Origin of the sequence: Pseudomonas sp. B6(2017) (assembly GCF_002112765.1) — a bacterium.
GTDB classification, from domain to species: domain Bacteria; phylum Pseudomonadota; class Gammaproteobacteria; order Pseudomonadales; family Pseudomonadaceae; genus Aquipseudomonas; species Aquipseudomonas piscis.
Window position 1 is genome coordinate 1 of the sequence record NZ_NEIQ01000005.1, and the last position, 17,700, is coordinate 17,700.

Annotated in this window: 19 protein-coding genes and 1 pseudogene; 2 read left to right on the forward strand and 18 right to left on the reverse strand. The window is 61.1% G+C overall.

Translation table 11 applies throughout. The features are described 5' to 3' along the window. The 11 genes and pseudogenes from CAG11_RS34025 to CAG11_RS09555 all read right to left on the reverse strand — a co-directional run. A pseudogene (locus tag CAG11_RS34025) lies at nt 1–156 on the reverse strand (phage tail sheath family protein); the annotation flags it as partial. Between the two features lie 256 nt (nt 157–412). Further along, nucleotides 413–775 carry a tail fiber assembly protein gene (locus CAG11_RS09510; protein WP_085596133.1) on the reverse strand — a complete coding sequence of 121 codons (363 nt, stop codon included), beginning with the start codon at nt 773–775 and terminating at the stop codon, nt 413–415. Continuing rightward, a complete protein-coding gene (locus CAG11_RS34030; protein ID WP_256578555.1) occupies nt 775–2,862 on the reverse strand; it encodes a phage tail protein in 2,088 nt (695 codons plus the stop codon). Before CAG11_RS34030 ends, CAG11_RS09510 begins: the two co-directional genes overlap by 1 nt. Continuing rightward, nucleotides 2,859–3,464 carry a phage tail protein I gene (locus tag CAG11_RS09520; protein ID WP_085596134.1) on the reverse strand — a complete coding sequence of 202 codons (606 nt, stop codon included), beginning with the start codon at nt 3,462–3,464 and terminating at the stop codon, nt 2,859–2,861. Before CAG11_RS09520 ends, CAG11_RS34030 begins: the two co-directional genes overlap by 4 nt. 1 nt (nt 3,465) lies before the next feature. Beyond that, nucleotides 3,466–4,347 carry a baseplate J/gp47 family protein gene (locus tag CAG11_RS09525; RefSeq protein WP_085596135.1) on the reverse strand — a complete coding sequence of 294 codons (882 nt, stop codon included), beginning with the start codon at nt 4,345–4,347 and terminating at the stop codon, nt 3,466–3,468. Continuing rightward, nucleotides 4,344–4,670 carry a GPW/gp25 family protein gene (locus CAG11_RS09530; RefSeq protein ID WP_022643382.1) on the reverse strand — a complete coding sequence of 109 codons (327 nt, stop codon included), beginning with the start codon at nt 4,668–4,670 and terminating at the stop codon, nt 4,344–4,346. The genes CAG11_RS09525 and CAG11_RS09530 overlap by 4 nt, the downstream gene beginning before the upstream one ends. A gap of 10 nt (nt 4,671–4,680) precedes the next feature. Beyond that, nucleotides 4,681–4,860 carry a hypothetical protein gene (locus tag CAG11_RS09535; RefSeq protein WP_085596136.1) on the reverse strand — a complete coding sequence of 60 codons (180 nt, stop codon included), beginning with the start codon at nt 4,858–4,860 and terminating at the stop codon, nt 4,681–4,683. Nucleotides 4,861–4,903: 43 nt separating this feature from the next. Next, nucleotides 4,904–5,494 carry a phage baseplate assembly protein V gene (locus tag CAG11_RS09540; RefSeq protein ID WP_085596137.1) on the reverse strand — a complete coding sequence of 197 codons (591 nt, stop codon included), beginning with the start codon at nt 5,492–5,494 and terminating at the stop codon, nt 4,904–4,906. Beyond that, nucleotides 5,491–6,102: a hypothetical protein gene (locus CAG11_RS09545; protein ID WP_256578556.1), complete on the reverse strand. Its 612-nt coding sequence runs from the start codon at nt 6,100–6,102 to the stop codon at nt 5,491–5,493. Before CAG11_RS09545 ends, CAG11_RS09540 begins: the two co-directional genes overlap by 4 nt. Nucleotides 6,103–6,197: 95 nt before the next feature. Then, entirely contained in the window at nt 6,198–6,548 is a 351-nt protein-coding gene (locus tag CAG11_RS09550) for a phage holin family protein (RefSeq protein WP_085596139.1), read from the reverse strand. Nucleotides 6,549–7,068: 520 nt separating this feature from the next. Then, the gene (locus CAG11_RS09555; protein ID WP_083456938.1) at nt 7,069–7,812 is read right to left on the reverse strand and encodes an XRE family transcriptional regulator; all 744 of its coding nucleotides are present in this window, start codon (nt 7,810–7,812) and stop codon (nt 7,069–7,071) included. Nucleotides 7,813–7,997: 185 nt separating this feature from the next. On the opposite strand from CAG11_RS09555, the gene mutS reads away from it, so the two are divergent. Together mutS and fdxA are read left to right on the forward strand one after the other, a co-directional pair. Further along, nucleotides 7,998–10,577, forward strand: coding sequence for a DNA mismatch repair protein MutS (gene mutS, locus CAG11_RS09560; RefSeq protein WP_085596140.1), 2,580 nt, complete (start codon nt 7,998–8,000; stop codon nt 10,575–10,577). Between the two features lie 143 nt (nt 10,578–10,720). Then, nucleotides 10,721–11,044, forward strand: coding sequence for a ferredoxin FdxA (gene fdxA / locus CAG11_RS09565; RefSeq protein ID WP_038442978.1), 324 nt, complete (start codon nt 10,721–10,723; stop codon nt 11,042–11,044). A 514-nt stretch (nt 11,045–11,558) separates the two neighbouring features. Here fdxA and rpoS read toward each other — a convergent pair. The 7 genes from rpoS to fghA all read right to left on the reverse strand — a co-directional run bounded on the left by rpoS (nt 11,559) and on the right by fghA (nt 17,651). Then, nucleotides 11,559–12,566, reverse strand: coding sequence for an RNA polymerase sigma factor RpoS (rpoS, locus tag CAG11_RS09570; protein ID WP_031320993.1), 1,008 nt, complete (start codon nt 12,564–12,566; stop codon nt 11,559–11,561). 110 nt (nt 12,567–12,676) lie between these two features. Further along, a complete protein-coding gene (locus tag CAG11_RS09575) occupies nt 12,677–13,552 on the reverse strand; it encodes a peptidoglycan DD-metalloendopeptidase family protein (RefSeq protein ID WP_085596141.1) in 876 nt (291 codons plus the stop codon). A 208-nt stretch (nt 13,553–13,760) separates the two neighbouring features. Then, on the reverse strand, nt 13,761–14,396 hold the full coding sequence (locus tag CAG11_RS09580; RefSeq protein ID WP_172681667.1) for a protein-L-isoaspartate(D-aspartate) O-methyltransferase: 636 nt from the start codon (nt 14,394–14,396) through the stop codon (nt 13,761–13,763). 41 nt (nt 14,397–14,437) lie between these two features. Then, entirely contained in the window at nt 14,438–15,187 is a 750-nt protein-coding gene (surE, locus tag CAG11_RS09585) for a 5'/3'-nucleotidase SurE (RefSeq protein ID WP_085596142.1), read from the reverse strand. Beyond that, nucleotides 15,175–16,233, reverse strand: a complete 1,059-nt coding sequence (gene truD / locus CAG11_RS09590; RefSeq protein WP_085596143.1) for a tRNA pseudouridine(13) synthase TruD — start codon at nt 16,231–16,233, stop codon at nt 15,175–15,177. Before truD ends, surE begins: the two co-directional genes overlap by 13 nt. After that, on the reverse strand, nt 16,230–16,703 hold the full coding sequence (ispF, locus tag CAG11_RS09595) for a 2-C-methyl-D-erythritol 2,4-cyclodiphosphate synthase (protein WP_053134494.1): 474 nt from the start codon (nt 16,701–16,703) through the stop codon (nt 16,230–16,232). The genes truD and ispF overlap by 4 nt, the downstream gene beginning before the upstream one ends. A gap of 102 nt (nt 16,704–16,805) precedes the next feature. After that, on the reverse strand, nt 16,806–17,651 hold the full coding sequence (gene fghA / locus CAG11_RS09600) for an S-formylglutathione hydrolase (RefSeq protein ID WP_085596144.1): 846 nt from the start codon (nt 17,649–17,651) through the stop codon (nt 16,806–16,808). Nucleotides 17,652–17,700 lie beyond the last annotated feature (49 nt).

Sequence of the window (17,700 nt, forward strand, 5' to 3'; positions counted from 1 at the left end):
GCTGGTGATCAACAACAGGTCGTTGGCCTTGGCGCTGACGCCCGGCCCCTCGGTGAAGGTGTCCACCAGGCCGATGATCGAGGACGTGGGCAGCGCGATGGTGCGTGCGCCGGTGTCCACGTTGGTGACGGTGACGCCGTGGAAAAAACCACTCATGGATAAGCTCCAGACATGAAAAAGCCCCGGGTGGCGGGGCTGGAAGAGAAGACGGTGCGCTAAGGCGCGGATATGAAAACGCCCCGGATGGCGGGGCGTTTAGGCGAGCAGGCCGGATAGCTACTCGGGGGCCGGTGGTCGATGTTGGCTCAGTGATGATGCCGAGCGCGATAAATCGACACCGTAATGTGAGATAAATGGCTTCAGAATTTTTTGCAGCTACTGCAACAGAATATCCAAATAGACTGAATCGACTTCAGGGGGCTGACGGCCATTCAATCGATGTCGGGAATCCTTTCTGCTGCTCGATGCGACCCAGATCAATTCGGTAATCCTTCCATCGATTGAGCAGATCAACCTCGGCCGCCGTGGCCTTCTTGCGGTCTACCGCGTCTTGCAGCGGATCTATGCGCAGGGTCGCAATTTTTAGAAGGTCATCCCGCGTAGCTTTCGCCAGGGTCAGCACCTCGGCTTCTGATGGCATCGGCAGCGGCGGCTGCTCAACTGAATAGACTTCAAAGTCGGGGTCCGGAAAGCTCTTACTCGGGTCCAACTTGTCAGGTTTCGGCCCGTCAACTGCTCGCCAGGCACTGCCATCTTTTCGCAATGCATATCCCATTACAGATTATCCTCAAAACCAAGACATATTAAAAAGGCTCGCGCCGTGTTATTTGCCCAATAGATATTGGACGATTCAATCGTCATTAGCGTCGAAGTTGCATAAGCGCCGCCCGACACACTGACGGACTGCGTAATCTGCGGAGGATTAGTTCGATGATCGTAACCGCCACAGTACGGGTTAGGGTGTGCTATCAAAAAAGCCGCAGTTGTCAGAGAGTTAGCAATAACGAATATCTGGCTGGCTGTCGGTGGTACAGCGTGAGAAATTGAAACCGCAACTAGAGTCGGTACATGAGGATCACCTGCGACGCCTGCCGCAAGGGTTGGAGCGACTGCGTTATCCTTATTCCCGAACGACTTATACCGCCAGCTATTGCCCGTTTGAGTGTAACTAACAATGTTCCTGTTTCCGTCAGTTCGCACCCACCCTACCCTGGCCAAATGCGTATAACCGCCCGGCAAAGTGGGGGCCGTGGCATCAAGGGAAAACAGACCCGCCGCCCCGCTCCCATTCCAAATTACCCAGACGCTGTACCAGGCGTTAGGCACCGATACGCCAACGTCTAGGCCATTCGCACCAGCCCCCGCAAGCGACGGCGAAACGTTTACCGGGCGGAGCGTTCGATAAGTGCCGGCCGCGTTTCCGACGATCAGTTCATCAGCGGTATAAGTTGCAACTGTATTTGTACCGTTCGCCCTCCCGATCAGGTTTTTGGATGCGCCCTGAATACCGACCCGACCTTGGTAGGTGTTCGGGTCAAAGTTTCCCGAGTGAAAAATAGTATGAGCAACAGCCCCCATCGATCCGCCACCGATTTTGAGCTGGTTGTCTGTATCAAGGCCCAAGTACGTTATAAAACGACTCGGCCGATGCAGGGCGAGTACCGCCGCGCCGCTTCCGCTTCCACGAGCCTCAAGCCCGCCAGAGTAATTCGGTGTTGCACTAATCGAGCCCGTATCAGAGTTCATGAATACAGGACTACCCCCAGGCTCCAGCACCTGGCCTTTTTTTACGCATGTTGTCAGCTCGGCCTTGTCTGCCTTGTCGCCGGGATTGAAATTCCCGGCGTGCCAAGCATTGTTTCCAAAAATAGAAACAGATCTATTTAGTACATCGAGCACTAGCGGAAAGGTTGTTACTCCATCATTAACTGCGAAGAACCTTAAGCCCTTGCCCACGGCATCAGCACGGATGTCAAATCCCGGTGTTTGCCATGAAATTTCGGGGGAATCTGTACTCCCATTGTTAAGAACTATTGAGCCTGAGACCGTCCCGCCAGCCTTGGGCAACAAGTTGCTGACAGCGGTGTTCAGTTCGCCTTTGCTCGCTTTCGTCGCGATGGCGTTGGTCATGGTGGTAGCAAAATTCGGGTCATTGCCCAGCGCGTCGGCAAGCTCCTTCAGGGTATCGAGAGCGCCAGGAGCGGACGCAACCAGCGCAGCCACCGCCTCCTGAATCGCCGCCGTAGTTTCCGGCTTGGTGTACGCATCGGTAATGCCATAACCGGCCACTGTCGTCGGGTTGGTCCCGCTGAGTACGACACCGCGTTTATCGATGGTGACCTGCCGATAAGTGCCTGCTGCTTTGTTCGCTGGCAGCGCTGTGGCCAACGAGTCATCCACATATTGCCGGGTGGCCAGCACCACCGACGGATCGATCTTGAGTACGATCTGCGCGGTGTTCGACACGATGAAGTTCATGCGGATGATCTGGGTCTTGCCGGTGCCCTGGGCCAGCAAGGGCTTGAAGGTGGGAGCGCAGTTGGCCACCGCCACCAGGTCACCGTCGGCATCGAACAGGCCGATTTCACGAATCCAATGCCCACCGACATCAGGGGGGATCACCTGCTCGGTGATGATGACATTCGGGTTGGCGGGGTCGGTTCGCACTTGGTTGACCGGCGCCCGACGCCATTCGTTGATCAGCTTGGTCTGCGTCTTGTCCGGTACGGGGTCGGTGCCATTGGCATCCCCCACCGCCATCTCCTTGAAGGTCCAGGGAATGCCCAGGGCGGTGGCGTTGGCCTGCTTCGCCTCGCCCACCGCGGTGAGGGTGGCGAAGAACTGACTGTTGGAATCGATCATGGGTACACATCCAGGGTGTCTATTTCGTCAATGCACACGACCGGCGCCAAACGGCCGATCACTTCGATATCGCGAGATGCCGGGGGATACACGTCGAGCTCTTCGCCCTGCTCCAGGAAGACGCCGTAACCGATAGTCCCGGCGGTTTCCAGGCTGATGGCCAAGCCACTCATATGGCGGCTGACCGGCTTGGCGTCGTCGATCAGTTGAGTCAGCTCCTGGTAGGTCGCGTCGGAGATACCGGTCTGCATCACTCCAATTTTCAGGGCGAAGGTGCCCGGCTCGCCTTGGGGCACCATCTGCCACCACTCGACCACTTCGATCAGGTAACCCAGAGGTTCCACCACCCGGCGCAGCGCACCGATGGTGCCTTTGCGGGCATGGATGAAGAACGAGGCCTTGATGGCGTTGCGCTTGACCGTCTCGGACCAGCTCGGGTCCCAGCGATCCACCGACCAGGCCCAGGCCAGTTGCGAGAGCAGGTGCGCCGGGCAGGTGTCGGGGTTGTACAAGGTGCGCAGGACGACGGCGGTGTCGCCGGTACTGGCGGCGGCCAGGGCGCGCTCCAGCGGGGTGGCGTTGATCGGCAGCAGGCTGCTCATGTCAGCCTCCCAGCGTGATGCTGTAGCCGGTGCAGTAGGCTGCCTGGGCCGGGGTCGGGGCGATGTCCTGCCAGTTGGCCAGGTCGACCCTGGAGACCCCGGCGACGTGCAACTGGGCATCGATGGCCGAGCGCGGCACTTCCAGCCCGAGGCGCCGGCGCGGATTGATCCAGGCCGCCAGCTTGCGCCGGGCCTCGGTCAGCGCGGCATCGCTTTCCGGCCCGGGGCCTTTCATGTGCAACACCGCATCGATGCGGTAGGGCAGCACCTGGGCGCTCTGTACCGTGACCCTATCGCCCAGGGGCCGCACGTCCTCGTCATTGAGGGCGGTGGCCACCGTCGCCAGTAGTTCGGGGGCGACACTGCCATCGCCCTCCAGCCCCAGTACGGTAACGGTGACGCAGGCCGGCGACGGGCTCTGGGCCGCGGCATCGGCCACCAGGGCCGAAGCGTTGCGGGCATGCAGGATGTAGCTGTTGCGCGGGCCGGCGGTGGTCAGGCCTTCGTAGGCCAGCTGGATGCGTTCGCGCAGGGCGTCGTCGGTCTCCTTGACCTCCGGCGTGGGCGGCAGCGCCTGCGGGTCGGCCGGGCGGATGACCAGGCGCTTGAGCTTGACGTTGGCCGCCAGCTGGTCGAGGTCGCTGCCCTGGGCGTGGGCCAGCAGCAGGGCCTTGGCCGCATCGTTGACCCGGGCGCGCAATTGCAGGTCGCGGTAGGCCGCCAGTTCCAGCAGCTTGACCACCGGGTCGCTCTCCAGGGCGGCGCTCCAGTTGCCGCCCATGTGCTGGCGGAAGGTCGCCAGCTTGTCTTGGTACAGCGCTTCGAAATCCAGGGCTTCCAGCACCTGTGGCGCCGGTAGCGCCGATAAATCCAGGGTGCTCATGCCGTCACCTCCAAAATCGCACTATTGCCCAGGTATTGGCCCGTCAGTTGAAAGGTGATCTGGCCCGCCACCACCGAAACCACCTGCACGTGCTCCAGCTTCAGCCGCGGCTCCCAGCGCAACAGCGCCCGGGCGACTTCGGCCTGTACCGCGCTTTTCCAGCCACCGGTCACTGGCAGGTCGACGAAGCGCCGCAGGTTGCTGCCGTATTCCGGGCGCATGCGCCGGCTGCCCAGGGGCGTGCTCAGGATGTCCTCGATGGACTGGCGCACATGGGCGATGCCCGACAACGACTGGCCGGTGCGGCGATCCATTCCGATCATCGCGTCACTCCTACGCTTGCAGATCCGGGTGCTGGCCCAGGTAATCCCGGGCGAGGTTGTCGCTGGCCTCGACCGCGACCTGGCCATTGGCGACGTTCAGCATCCGCTCATCGGGCAGGACCAGGACGCGGGAGGTGTAGACCGTGTCGCGGAACACGACCGGGCCGGTGTTCTTTTTCTTGCTGCTCATGGTTGCTCCAGGCATAAAAAAGCCCGCGGTGGCGGGCGGGTGGTCATTGCGGCGTGGCAGTCGAGCCACCGCCGGGCATCACGCCCGGATGGGTATGGGTGGAACCGACGTTCACCCCGTTGTGCTGCAAGCTGGCGCCGTTGACCTGCACATCACCGTTCAAGGTGATCTGCCCGGTCAGGCTGATGGTGTCGGCCTTGGCCGTGATCGCGCTATCGGTGATCACCGCCGAGCTGCCGGCCACCTGGATGGTCACGGTGCCGCTGGGCAGGCTGATGCTGTAGCTCTTGGCCTGCCAGTCGTAGACCAGCGAGCCACCATCGTCGAAGCGCCAGACTTCGACGTGGTCGCGGTTGTCCGGCTGGGTCCCGGCGTTGCCATACAGCCCCGGGACGAAGGTGCCCTGGGCCGGCTCGCCGCTGGGGCTGATCAAGGCCCCCTGCTCGCCCAGGCTCGGCGCCCGCCAGTGCCGGGCCTTGCCGGCGGCCTGGCTGTGCCAGCGCACCCAGGCGCTGGTCCAGCCGGCGCCGTCGGATACGCGCACCATGGCGGCGGCCAGGTCGACCCCGACCACGCTGCAGGGAATGATCAGGCCGGCGAGCATGCGGTCATGGGTAGCGGCGACAAAGCTCATGCCAGCTGCTCCGGGGAGAAGTAGCCGTCTTCGTGGCCAGCCCCGGTATCAGGAGCGAAACCGAGCAGCAGCGACCCCGGGCCCTGGTTGGCCCAGGGCCACTGTTCCTGGCCGAGGTACACCAACTGCTGCCATTGCACGGTCCAGGCCTTCTTGCGCCACGACTCGCTGGTGGCGTCGGCAGGCTTGGCCCGCACGCTGCTGGTGCCCTCGACGAAATCGAGCTTCCAGTGCTGGCAATGCAGCAGGTCGGCCATTTGGGCCGCCAGTTCGACCGCTTGCAAAGCTGCCCCTGGCAGGTTGGCGTCCACCAGCATGCTGGCCTCGAACGTCGCCCTCACACAGCTGCGACCATCGCCCGGATCGACAGCTGGATCCATGGCGGTGATGGCAAAGACGATCGCCGGCCTGGCCAGGCCATCGGGTGTCTCGGGAAACGCCTCCACCGCTCGGACAGCGGGCATCGCCGCCTTGATCGTGGCGGCGATAGCGTCGTGCAATATCGTCAGTTCGCTCATTGTCCAGTCCTGGAATCGGGTCGGCGGCGATACCAGCGAGGCCCTGGCCCGCAGGCCGGCGCGCTGGTACCACTGTCGATCAAGACGCATGAAAAGCGCTGGCCAGCGCTCCACCGGCCAGGCACAGGCAAGGTGCACCCGCCCGGCCTTGCCGGCAGGTGCAAATGGGGTTGATGAAAGGCCGTTCAGGATCGATCGGAGTGCGAGTCACGCTCGGGCACCTCGCACACACCGATGCGCTTGGCCGCCCAGCGCTCGTAGAGGCCGATGGCGACGTCGGCGCCGGCCATGGCGGTCAGGCAACCGAAGGCGCAGGCGGTCCAGATCGAGACGCCGGCGGCATACAGCAGCATGATCGCCGAGACACCGCAGACCACACAGGCCCCGGAGCGCAGCGCCAGGCGTCGCAGCAGTGCCCAGCCACGGGCGCCCTCCTTGTCGGCACGCCACATTTCACCGGACACGCCGCCCAGCAGCGCCAGGACGATGACCATCCAGATCGGCATATCCAGCAACGCTTGTTGCTCGTTTGTCATTCAGGTCTCCCGTGTGGATTGGGGCCAAAGAAGCGGCCGGTTGATGAAAAACTCGAAACGATGATTCAAGGGGTCCCTGTCTATTGGCGGCCCACGTTAGGCAGGCATTCCAAAAAGCCCGGTCGCCCGGGCTTTTCAGTAATGCAATCCTTGGTCTTTCGGCACTACTGGTGCGGTACGGACCCATTCAAATTGTTCCTCCGACCGCGACCCCTGTCCGCCGGATAACTGCTTCTGGTGCTTTACGCTGCACACCTGGGTCAGTTGCCAACCCTCTGAACCGTCGAGGCCGATTCATCGCTGCCTTTTGCTTGTGCCACTAAAGAGCGGTGTTGCAGCCGTTTTCGAACGGCTTGAGACGAATATTATGCATTCATGCATATGTAGTCAATGCGTTAATGCATTTATTTATGCGCATTTTTTGCTCCCGTGCATGGAGGCCGCATAGGCGCTGGGGGTGAAGGGGTTTTGCAGGACAAAAAAAGCCCGCTCAGGGCGGGCTTGGTTTGCGGGTGGCGGGTTAGCGGGCGTACATGCCCCACCAGAAGACGTGACCGAGGATGCTGATCTGCTCTTCCTGGATGTCCTGGAAGCTGTAGTCCTCGTCAGGATGCTCATCGCGGTTGAAGCTGCGCAGGCGGATACCGGTGGGCAGGCGGTACAACTGCTTCACCCGCAACTGGCCATTGTGGTTAATGGCGTACAGGTCGCCATCGACGATATCGCCAATGGCGCACTTGCCGGCATTGACCCCGACCGTGGCGCCATCACGCAGTACCGGCAACATGCTGTTGCCGCGCACCGTGACGCACTTGGCCTGGTCGAACTGCACGCCGTTATGCCGCAGGCTGCGCTTGCCGAAGCGCAGGCTGGCGCGCTCGCTCTCCTCGATGACGAATCTTCCTGATCCAGCAGCCAATTCAACCTCACGCAGAAAGGGAACCGACACCTCGTCGTCATCGACGGGGGTATCGTCGTCCCACAGGCTTATGTCCTTGAGTTCCGAATGAATCTCGTCGCGCACGGCACTGCGGGCCGGGGCGATATCCACGCGCCCGCGCAGTTGGTCGGTGCTCACCTGGAAGTACTCGGCGATCTTGGAAATGTGCTTGTCCGAAGGATCGACGATCTTCCCGCTGAGGATCCGCGAGAGGGTGGATTGAGGCACACCGGTGCGACGGTGAAGCTCCGTGGGGGAGATTCCATCGCGATCCAGCAGCTCTCTTAAGACGGTAGAAACGTTGCGTATTTGCATAAAGCGCATATTGCTCGAACTTTATCGGGATGACAAATGCTGTTTTGCATATTTAATGCATTTGCCCGACAAGCATAGCTTCCCCTGGCGCCTGCGAGGCCGCGGGAACCCGTGGTAACCTTGCCGCCATCAGCAAGAAGCCGGGCCTGTGCGCCCCTTTGCATCAGCCATTCAACGAATCCGCCTATATATCAATGAGTAAAAATACCTCCGATCTGTCTTCCCATACGCCGATGATGCAGCAGTACTGGCGGCTCAAGAACCAACACCCCGACCAGCTGATGTTCTATCGCATGGGCGACTTCTACGAGATCTTCTACGAAGACGCGAAGAAGGCCGCCAAGCTGCTGGACATCACCCTGACCGCACGGGGACAGTCGGCAGGCCAGGCCATTCCCATGTGCGGCATCCCCTACCATGCCGCCGAGGGCTACCTGGCCAAGCTGGTCAAGCTTGGCGAGTCGGTGGTGATCTGCGAACAGGTGGGCGACCCGGCCACCAGCAAGGGCCCGGTGGAACGCCAGGTCGTGCGGATCATCACGCCTGGGACCGTGAGTGACGAGGCGTTGCTGGACGAGCGTCGGGACAACCTGATCGCTGCGGTACTGGGTGACGAGCGCCTGTTCGGCCTGGCCGTGCTGGATATCACCAGCGGCAACTTCAGCGTCCTGGAGATCAAGGGCTGGGAAAACCTGCTGGCGGAGCTGGAGCGCATCAATCCGGTTGAGTTGCTGATCCCGGATGACTGGCCACAGGGCCTGCCAGCGGAAAAGCGCCGTGGCACAAGGCGGCGAGCCCCCTGGGACTTCGAGCGCGACTCGGCGCACAAGAGCCTGTGCCAGCAATTCTCCACCCAGGACCTCAAGGGTTTCGGCTGCGAAACCCTGACCCTGGCCATCGGCGCCGCCGGCTGCCTGCTCAGCTATGCCAAGGAAACCCAGCGCACCGCCTTGCCCCATTTGCGCAGCCTGCGCCACGAACGCCTGGACGATACCGTGGTGCTGGACGGCGCCAGCCGACGCAACCTGGAGCTGGACACCAACCTGGCGGGCGGTCGCGACAATACCCTGCAATCGGTGGTCGATCGCTGCCAGACCGCCATGGGCAGCCGTTTGCTTACCCGCTGGCTGAACCGACCGCTGCGTGACCTGAAGGTCCTGGAGGCACGCCAGTCCTCCATTACCTGCCTGCTCGACGGCTACCGCTTCGAACGCCTGCAACCGCAATTGAAGGAAATCGGCGACATCGAGCGGATCCTCGCGCGGATCGGCTTGCGCAACGCCCGGCCACGGGACCTGGCACGCCTGCGGGACGCCCTGGCGGCATTGCCTGAACTGCAAGTGGCGATGACCGAGCTGGAAGCGCCGCACCTCAAACAGCTGGCCATCACCACCGCTACCTATCCGGAACTGGCGGCGCTGCTGGAGAAAGCCATCATCGACAACCCGCCAGCGGTGATCCGCGACGGCGGTGTGCTCAAGACCGGCTACGACAGCGAACTCGACGAGCTGCAATCGCTGAGCGAGAACGCCGGCCAGTTCCTGATCGACCTGGAAGCGCGGGAAAAAGCCCGGACCGGACTGTCCAACCTCAAGGTCGGCTACAACCGCATCCACGGTTACTTCATCGAATTGCCTAGCAAGCAGGCCGAACAGGCCCCTGCGGACTACATCCGGCGCCAGACCCTCAAGGGTGCCGAGCGCTTCATCACTCCTGAGCTCAAGGCTTTCGAAGACAAGGCACTGTCGGCCAAAAGCCGTGCCCTGGCCCGCGAGAAGATGCTCTACGATGCGCTACTGGAAACCCTGATCAGCCACTTGCCTCCCTTGCAGGACACCGCAGGGGCCCTGGCCGAGCTGGATGTGCTGAGCAACCTGGCCGAACGGGCGCTGAACCTGGATCTCAACTGCCCGCGCTTCGTCAGCGAGCCTTGCATGCGCATCAGCCAGGGCCGTCATCCGGTGGTGGAACAAGTGCTGACCACGCCGTTCGTGGCCAACGACCTGAGCCTGGACGACAGCACCCGGATGCTGGTGATCACGGGGCCGAACATGGGCGGTAAATCCACCTACATGCGACAAACCGCGCTGATCGTGCTGCTGGCCCATATCGGCAGCTTCGTGCCGGCGGCAAGCTGCGAGCTGTCCCTGGTGGACCGGATCTTCACCCGGATCGGCTCCAGCGACGACCTGGCCGGCGGGCGCTCGACCTTCATGGTGGAAATGAGCGAAACCGCGAACATCTTGCACAACGCCACCGAGCGCAGCCTGGTACTGATGGACGAAGTGGGGCGTGGCACCAGCACTTTCGACGGTCTTTCCCTGGCCTGGGCTGCGGCAGAACGTCTCGCCCACCTGCGGGCCTATACCCTGTTCGCCACCCACTACTTCGAACTGACGGTACTGCCGGAAAGCGAACCGCTGGTGGCCAACGTGCATCTCAATGCCACCGAGCACAATGAACGGATCGTCTTCCTGCACCATGTCCTGCCCGGGCCTGCCAGCCAGAGCTATGGCCTGGCCGTAGCCCAGCTGGCCGGGGTTCCGAGCGCTGTGATCGTCCGCGCACGGGAGCATTTGAGCCGCCTGGAAACCACCAGCCTGCCCCATGAAGCAGCCAAACCGGCACCGGGAAAAACCTCGGTTCCGCAGCAAAGCGACCTGTTCGCCAGCCTGCCACACCCGGTTCTGGACGAGTTGGCCAAGCTGGAACTGGACGACATGACCCCTCGTCGGGCACTGGAAATGCTTTACACATTGAAGACACGCATCTAACGCGAACGCCTTCAAGCTGTTAGAATCTCGCGCGGTTTGGGATGCTGTGGACTATTAGCCTGGTCCACAGACTATCGCTCCCAAACCTGGCGACCCCAATCCTGTAGGGGCTCCGCTGCCGCCGCCTGAGGAGAAAATTAGAAATGACCTTCGTCGTCACCGACAACTGCATCAAGTGCAAGTACACCGACTGCGTAGAAGTCTGTCCGGTGGACTGCTTTTACGAAGGCCCGAACTTCCTGGTAATTCACCCGGATGAGTGCATCGATTGCGCGCTGTGCGAGCCTGAATGCCCTGCTGTAGCCATTTTCTCCGAGGATGAAGTCCCGGACGAGATGCAAGAATTCATTCAGTTGAACGTCGAGCTGGCAGAAATCTGGCCGAACATCACTGAAAAGAAAGATTCGTTGCCCGATGCCGCAGAGTGGGATGGCGTCAAAGGCAAGATCAAGGATCTCGAACGCTGATACTTCGGCGTTCCTTGAAAAGGCCCCTTGCGGGCCTTTTTGCGTTTATGGACTCAGGGACTTGCGACTGCACTTTTCGACAGGCAAAAAAAGGGGCGGTATGACCCGCCCACATTTTTTCCCTAGTCCCTGTGTTCCTTGTCATCATCCTGATGAATCGCTTCTTGCGATGTCCTGACCATCATCCTTGATGGCTGTGTCTATCCGTCGACACAGAGTTGATATTAGAGATTTCCCAGATAACGGCAATCGCACTATCAGCGGGAAATTCTGTCCAACCTAATCCAGCAATAAATAAAAAACCTTTTAAATCAGTTAGATAAAAAATTACCTAAGCTGATTTAGGCAACTCAGAAGTCATCGGGCCCCAATAGATTACGAAAAAGTAATCTTTGGCTTACATGGGAATTAAGAACAGTTCCGCTTCTCCTACGTGCCCCTCCAAATCAAGACTTTTCGTCCCCCCATGAAAAAGCCCCGAACCAGTCGGGGCTTTTTATAGGCAGGTCAGCGGCTACTGAAACAGCGACTCACTGGACAAGCCATTCTTCTCGAGGATCTCCCGCAGGCGCTTGAGGCCCTCAACCTGGATCTGCCGCACCCGCTCACGGGTCAGGCCAATTTCCAGGCCAACGTCTTCCAGGGTGCTGCTCTCATGCCCTCGCAGGCCAAACCGGCGTACGACCACCTCACGCTGTTTTTCGGTCAGCTCGGAAAGCCATTGATCGATGCTTTGCGAAAGGTCGTCGTCCTGCAACAGTTCACAAGGATCCGTCGGACGCTCATCGGTCAGGGTGTCCAGCAGAGTCTTGTCCGAATCCGGGCCCAGCGAGACATCCACCGAAGAAACGCGCTCGTTCAGGCCGAGCATGCGTTTGACTTCCGCCACCGGCTTCTCGAGCAGGTTGGCGATTTCCTCGGGAGAGGGTTCATGATCGAGTTTCTGCGTCAGTTCGCGGGCAGCGCGCAAGTAGACGTTGAGTTCCTTGACCACATGGATCGGCAACCGGATGGTCCGGGTCTGATTCATGATTGCACGCTCGATGGTCTGGCGGATCCACCAGGTAGCGTAGGTCGAGAAACGGAAACCACGTTCGGGATCGAATTTTTCCACCGCTCGGATCAAGCCGAGGTTGCCCTCTTCGATCAGGTCCAGCAGCGATAACCCACGATTGACATAGCGTCGGGCGATTTTCACCACCAGCCGCAAGTTGCTTTCAATCATGCGTTTACGCCCAGCCGGGTCGCCACTTTGCGATAGACGCGCAAAGTGCACTTCCTCTTCGGGAGAGAGCAATGGAGAAAAACCGATTTCATTGAGGTACAACTGCGTCGCATCGAGCGCGCGAGTGTAGTCAATGTACTTGTGTTGCTTGATCGCAGCGGAGCTTTTGGATTTGGTGCGAACGGAAGGTGGAGTTGCCCCCTCATTATTCGACATCGAATCCATATCGATTCCGCTCTCCATAAGGAGAACTTCATCGTCGATGTCAAACTCCGGCACTTCTTTACTGAGAGCCATTGTTATAGTCCTTTGGTGAGTTCGACCTCAGGCTCGAGCGTCGCCTATATCCCTGGCAACACTGGAACCTGTTCCCTCTACGTGAGCGAGTGGAACAGGTTGGTAACGGATCAACGACGTGGCAGGAATTGCAGCGGATCTACAGGTTTACCTTGTCGGCGAATCTCAAAGTGCAGTTTCACCCGGTCTGTACCAGTTGATCCCATCTCGGCAATTGTCTGTCCGACTTTGACCTGCTGCCCCTCCCGAACCAGAAGCTTACGGTTGTGACCATAAGCGCTGACGTAGGTTTCGCTGTGTTTGATGATGACTAATTCGCCGTAGCCCCTTAAGCCACTCCCGGCGTAAACCACCGTCCCATCAGACGCAGCTAAAACAGGCTGTCCCAAATCCCCGGCGATATCAATGCCTTTATTCAAACTACCGTTTGAAGAAAATTTTCCAATGAGAACACCGTTGGAAGGCCAGCCCCAACCGGTCGGCGCAGGGCCTGCCGGAGTGGCTGGAACCGGCGCCGGAGCTGGGCTCGGCTTGTTCGCCGGGCTGGTTGCGGCACCTGTTGCCGGAGATGTAGTGGTCGTCATCGGGCGACGAATGACCGTGGTTTTGCTCGAGGAGGAAGCACCGGAGGACTGGGTACTGGTCACCACGGTAGCCGGAGCGGTACCGGTGCGGCCATCGAAACGAATGGTTTGCCCCGGATGGATGGTATAGGGCTCGCTGATATTGTTGCGGGCGGCCAATGCCTTGTAATCCCAGCCATAACGGAAGGCGATGGAGAACAGCGTATCCCCGCGGCGCACGGCGTACTGGCCGGTGGTGACGGTCGGGCGTTGCGGTGCCGCATTGCTGTTGCGATCAACCACTCCGACGCTGCTGGACCTGGTGCTGGAGCAACCAACCAACAAGGAACTCAAGACAAGGCCAATCATCAGTCGCTGAAAGCTTGTTGTACCCATACGCTGCGCAATGACTGTGAGACTCACCCGCCGCTCCCTTTCTGATGGTTGACGATATAGATTGCCTGGCTCAGGCATGAAATGACGCAAGTATAACCGGACGCCGGCGCTTTACCGCCGGCACGGCACAGGGGACGACCAGGGTTTGTCACGGGTCGTCGCCCCACAGGTTGACGATCGATACGCCACTAAGACACAGCCTGACGGACAGAATTCACCCAGCTCGCAGAAATGCTCAGGCCAGGGGGCCATTGAGCAGGGGTACAAACCGCACCGCTCCCAGGACATGCCGGGCAAAGCCGTGTTCTTCGCGGACGATCAACATCAGCTGTTGCACCTCACCGGCGCCAACCGGAATCACCATGCGCCCGCCCGGTGCCAGCTGGTCGAGCAGCGCCTGAGGAATATCGGTGGCCACCGCGGTGACGATGATGCCGTTGTAAGGCGCCAATGCCGGCCAGCCCTCCCAGCCATCCCCCCAACGGAACACCACATTACGCAGGTTCAACTCCTGCAGGCGCTCCTTGGCCCGATCTTGCAGGACCTTGATCCGCTCCACCGAGAACACCCGCTCAACCAGCTGCGACAGCACCGCGGTCTGGTAGCCGGAGCCGGTACCGATCTCCAGCACCTTGTCCAGAGGGCCAGCCTCCAGCAGCAGCTCGCTCATGCGGGCCACCATATAAGGCTGGGAAATGGTCTGGTTATGGCCGATGGGCAACGCTGTGTCTTCATAGGCCCGATGGGCCAGTGCTTCATCGACAAACAGGTGCCGGGGCGTGCGCCGGATGACTTCCAGCACCTGAGGGTTGGACAAGCCTTCATCGTAGAGCCGCTGGATCAGGCGTTCACGGGTGCGCTGGGAGGTCATGCCGATTCCCCGGCGCAGCAGATCGTCTTGCTCACGGGCCATCAGCGCAGCCCCTCCAGCCAGCCGTCCAGGCTCCTGAACGCATCATTGAAGGTGCGATCCAGCTGCAGCGGGGTCACGGATACGTAGCCCTGCATGACCGCATGGAAATCGGTGCCAGGACCGCCATCCTCGGCGTCCCCGGCGGCGGCGATCCAGTAGCCGGCCTTGCCGCGGGGGTCCACCACCTTCATGGGAGCCGCGGCACGGGCGCGGTGGCCCAGGCGGGTCAGCTGGATACCGCGGACGCGATCGAGCGGCAGGTTGGGAATGTTCACGTTCAGCACCGTCCGTGGTGGTAGATCCAGCAAGCCTTGCGCCTCGACCAGCTTGCGCGCGAAATGAGCCGCGGTGGCGAGGTTCTCCACCTGCCGCGAGACCAGCGAGAAGGCAATCGCCGGACGTTGCAGGAAACGCCCTTCCAGGGCGGCCGCGACAGTCCCGGAATACAGGACGTCATCCCCGAGGTTGGCCCCCAGGTTGATGCCCGAGACCACCATGTCCGGTTCGTGCTCCAGAAGGCCATTGAGCCCCAGATGCACACAATCGGTCGGCGTGCCGTTGATGCTTATATAGCCGTTGCCGAGAGTATGCGGATGCAACGGACGGTCGAGCGTCAGCGAGCTGCTGGCGCCGCTTTTGTCTTGATCCGGCGCGATAACCACGCACTCGGCATGATCGGCCAGCGCAGCATGCAGCGCGGCGATACCAGGTGCGGTTACCCCATCATCGTTAGAAATCAGAATACGCATGGGCTGTCCGTCTGCCCCACCGGCACCAGATCGACGAGTTCGCGCACCAATGCGGTGGCGAAACATCCGGCCGGCAGGACGAATTCCAATTGCAGAATGTCAGGCACGGGATAATGCCACGTCAAACCGCCAATGGGCAGCCGCAGGATGCGTCGTTCGTGCTCCATGCCGGCTTTTACCAACCAATCGCACAGCGCCGGTTCACGGGTAGCGACGCCCTGCTCCAGGATCTGGGTAGCACCGGCGGCAGGCGAGTCGCCTTTGCCCCACAAGGGCCCGGTGGGATGCAGGTCGAGAATGGCCAGGCGCGGATCGTGGCACTCCTCAGCTCCAGCCATGAAAAAACTGCGGCTGTCGGTGAAGGCCAGCAGATCGCCCACCTGGGCCTGCTGCCAACTGCCGTCGGCCACCCGTGCGCCCAGGACCTGGTTGAACAAGTAGCTACGGGCGGCGGACAGCAAGCGCGAACGCACGTTGCGCTGTTCCGGCAACGCCTGGCGTGCCGCCCAGTCCCGGGCATCCACCAGGTTGCCGCCGTCATGGCCAAAACGCTGGGCACCGAAGTAATTGGGAATGCCTTGCCGGGCGATCAATTGCAGGCGGGCATCGATCGCCGCGTGATCCGCCCGCAGCTCGGTCAAGCGCAAGGTGAAGCCATTGGCTGCATGGGCGCCGCGTTGCAGCTTGCGCCTGTGGCGACTGGCCTTGAGGATCTTCAGGGTGTGGTTTTCGGCTGCCGCCAGGTCTGGATCGGCCTTGCCCGGCAGTTGCACGCTGAACCATTGGCGAGTCAGGGCCTGGCGGTCCTTGAGTCCGGCATAGCTCACCGTACGCAGCGGGACCCCGGCGGCCTTGGCGATCCGCCGGGCAGCTTCCTCGGTATTCAGGCCGCGCTTTTCCACCCACAGCCATAAATGCTCGCCATCGCCGCTCAGAGGAATGTCCAGGACCTCATCGACCTGGAAATCCTCGGCCGTGGCCTTGAGCACCGCGCTGCCCAAGGCATCGCCATAGGCCCGCGGGCCCAACAGTTGCAGTTCGTTCATGCGCGCAGCAACAAGGCTACGGAATGCACCGCAATACCTTCCTCGCGTCCGGTGAAACCAAGCTTCTCGGTGGTGGTGGCCTTGACGTTCACCTGATCGAGCTCGACCTGCAGGTCCTCGGCGATCAGCGCCCGCATGGTGGCGATATGCGGCGCCATCTTCGGCGCCTGGGCGACGATGGTGTTGTCGACGTTACCGACCTTCCAGCCCTTGGCATGGATCAACGCGACAACGTGACGCAGCAGTACGCGGCTATCGACGCCCTTGAATTGCGGATCGGTGTCAGGGAAATGCTTGCCGATATCACCCAGCCCCGCGGCCCCCAACAGGGCATCGCTGAGTGCGTGCAGCAGCACGTCGCCATCGGAATGGGCCAGCAGCCCGGAGTGGTGGGCGATACGCACACCACCCAAGGTGATGAAGTCGCCCTCAGCGAAACGGTGCACATCGTAGCCGTGGCCAATACGCATAAAAAAACGCCCCGAAAAAGTCAGGGCGTGATTCTACCTGCTTTGCTGGCCCTTAGGGCTGGTACGAGCGTCCCCGCGGACGGACGCCAAGGCTCGTACGACCTAGCCGTTCAGTGCCCGCGCATGATGGCGCAGGTGGTCATCGATGAAGCTGGCGATGAAGAAATAGCTATGGTCGTAGCCCGGCTGCAGGCGCAGGGTCAATTCATGGCCGGCCTGCCTGGCCGCCAACTGCAGGGCTTCAGGCTTGAGCTGAGTGGCGAGGAAATCATCGCGGTCGCCCTGATCCACCAGCAATGGCAGTTTTTCGCTGGCCTCGGCGATCAGGACACTGGCATCCCATTCACGCCAACGAGAGCGCTCTTCCCCCAGGTAACGGGAAAACGCCTTCTGCCCCCAGGGGCAATCCATGGGGTTGTTGATGGGCGCGAACGCCGACACCGAGCGGTAGCGCCCGGGATTGCGCAAGGCACAAACCAGGGCTCCGTGCCCACCCATGGAATGGCCGCTGACGCCACGCTTGTCGGAAGCCGGGAAATGCGCCTCCACCAGCGCCGGCAACTCATGGACTACATAGTCGTGCATCCGATAGTGCTGGGCCCAAGGCTCCTGGGTCGCATTGAGGTAGAACCCCGCCCCCAGGCCGAAATCCCAGGCGCCATCCGGGTCACCGGGTACCCCGGCACCACGCGGGCTGGTGTCCGGCGCGATGATGATCAGCCCCAACTCGGCAGCCATGCGCTGGGCACCGGCCTTGTGCATGAAGTTCTCGTCGGTGCAGGTCAGGCCGGACAACCAGTACAGCACCGGCAGCTTGCCGCCCTGCTCGGCCTGGGGCGGCAGGTAGACGGCGAACACCATGTCGCAGCCCAGTACCTGGGAATGATGTTTGTAGCGTTTATGCCAGCCGCCGAAGCTTTTCTGGCAGGAAAGGTTTTCCAGACTCATGGCGGACCTCCAGCGCACATACAGCAAGCCTCATGCTGCGAGAGCGGTT

Bases quoted from the DNA above. Each gene is read 5' to 3' on its own strand.
- CAG11_RS09510 (WP_085596133.1), bottom strand. From the start codon at position 775: ATGGGATATGCATTGCGAAAAGATGGCAGTGCCTGGCGAGCAGTTGAC.
- CAG11_RS34030 (WP_256578555.1), bottom strand. From the start codon at position 2,862: ATGATCGATTCCAACAGTCAGTTCTTCGCCACCCTCACCGCGGTGGGC.
- CAG11_RS09520 (WP_085596134.1), bottom strand. From the start codon at position 3,464: ATGAGCAGCCTGCTGCCGATCAACGCCACCCCGCTGGAGCGCGCCCTG.
- CAG11_RS09525 (WP_085596135.1), bottom strand. From the start codon at position 4,347: ATGAGCACCCTGGATTTATCGGCGCTACCGGCGCCACAGGTGCTGGAA.
- CAG11_RS09530 (WP_022643382.1), bottom strand. From the start codon at position 4,670: ATGATCGGAATGGATCGCCGCACCGGCCAGTCGTTGTCGGGCATCGCC.
- CAG11_RS09535 (WP_085596136.1), bottom strand. From the start codon at position 4,860: ATGAGCAGCAAGAAAAAGAACACCGGCCCGGTCGTGTTCCGCGACACG.
- CAG11_RS09540 (WP_085596137.1), bottom strand. From the start codon at position 5,494: ATGAGCTTTGTCGCCGCTACCCATGACCGCATGCTCGCCGGCCTGATC.
- CAG11_RS09545 (WP_256578556.1), bottom strand. From the start codon at position 6,102: ATGCGTCTTGATCGACAGTGGTACCAGCGCGCCGGCCTGCGGGCCAGG.
- CAG11_RS09550 (WP_085596139.1), bottom strand. From the start codon at position 6,548: ATGACAAACGAGCAACAAGCGTTGCTGGATATGCCGATCTGGATGGTC.
- CAG11_RS09555 (WP_083456938.1), bottom strand. From the start codon at position 7,812: ATGCGCTTTATGCAAATACGCAACGTTTCTACCGTCTTAAGAGAGCTG.
- mutS (WP_085596140.1), top strand. From the start codon at position 7,998: ATGAGTAAAAATACCTCCGATCTGTCTTCCCATACGCCGATGATGCAG.
- fdxA (WP_038442978.1), top strand. From the start codon at position 10,721: ATGACCTTCGTCGTCACCGACAACTGCATCAAGTGCAAGTACACCGAC.
- rpoS (WP_031320993.1), bottom strand. From the start codon at position 12,566: ATGGCTCTCAGTAAAGAAGTGCCGGAGTTTGACATCGACGATGAAGTT.
- CAG11_RS09580 (WP_172681667.1), bottom strand. From the start codon at position 14,396: ATGACCTCCCAGCGCACCCGTGAACGCCTGATCCAGCGGCTCTACGAT.
- surE (WP_085596142.1), bottom strand. From the start codon at position 15,187: ATGCGTATTCTGATTTCTAACGATGATGGGGTAACCGCACCTGGTATC.
- truD (WP_085596143.1), bottom strand. From the start codon at position 16,233: ATGAACGAACTGCAACTGTTGGGCCCGCGGGCCTATGGCGATGCCTTG.
- ispF (WP_053134494.1), bottom strand. From the start codon at position 16,703: ATGCGTATTGGCCACGGCTACGATGTGCACCGTTTCGCTGAGGGCGAC.
- fghA (WP_085596144.1), bottom strand. From the start codon at position 17,651: ATGAGTCTGGAAAACCTTTCCTGCCAGAAAAGCTTCGGCGGCTGGCAT.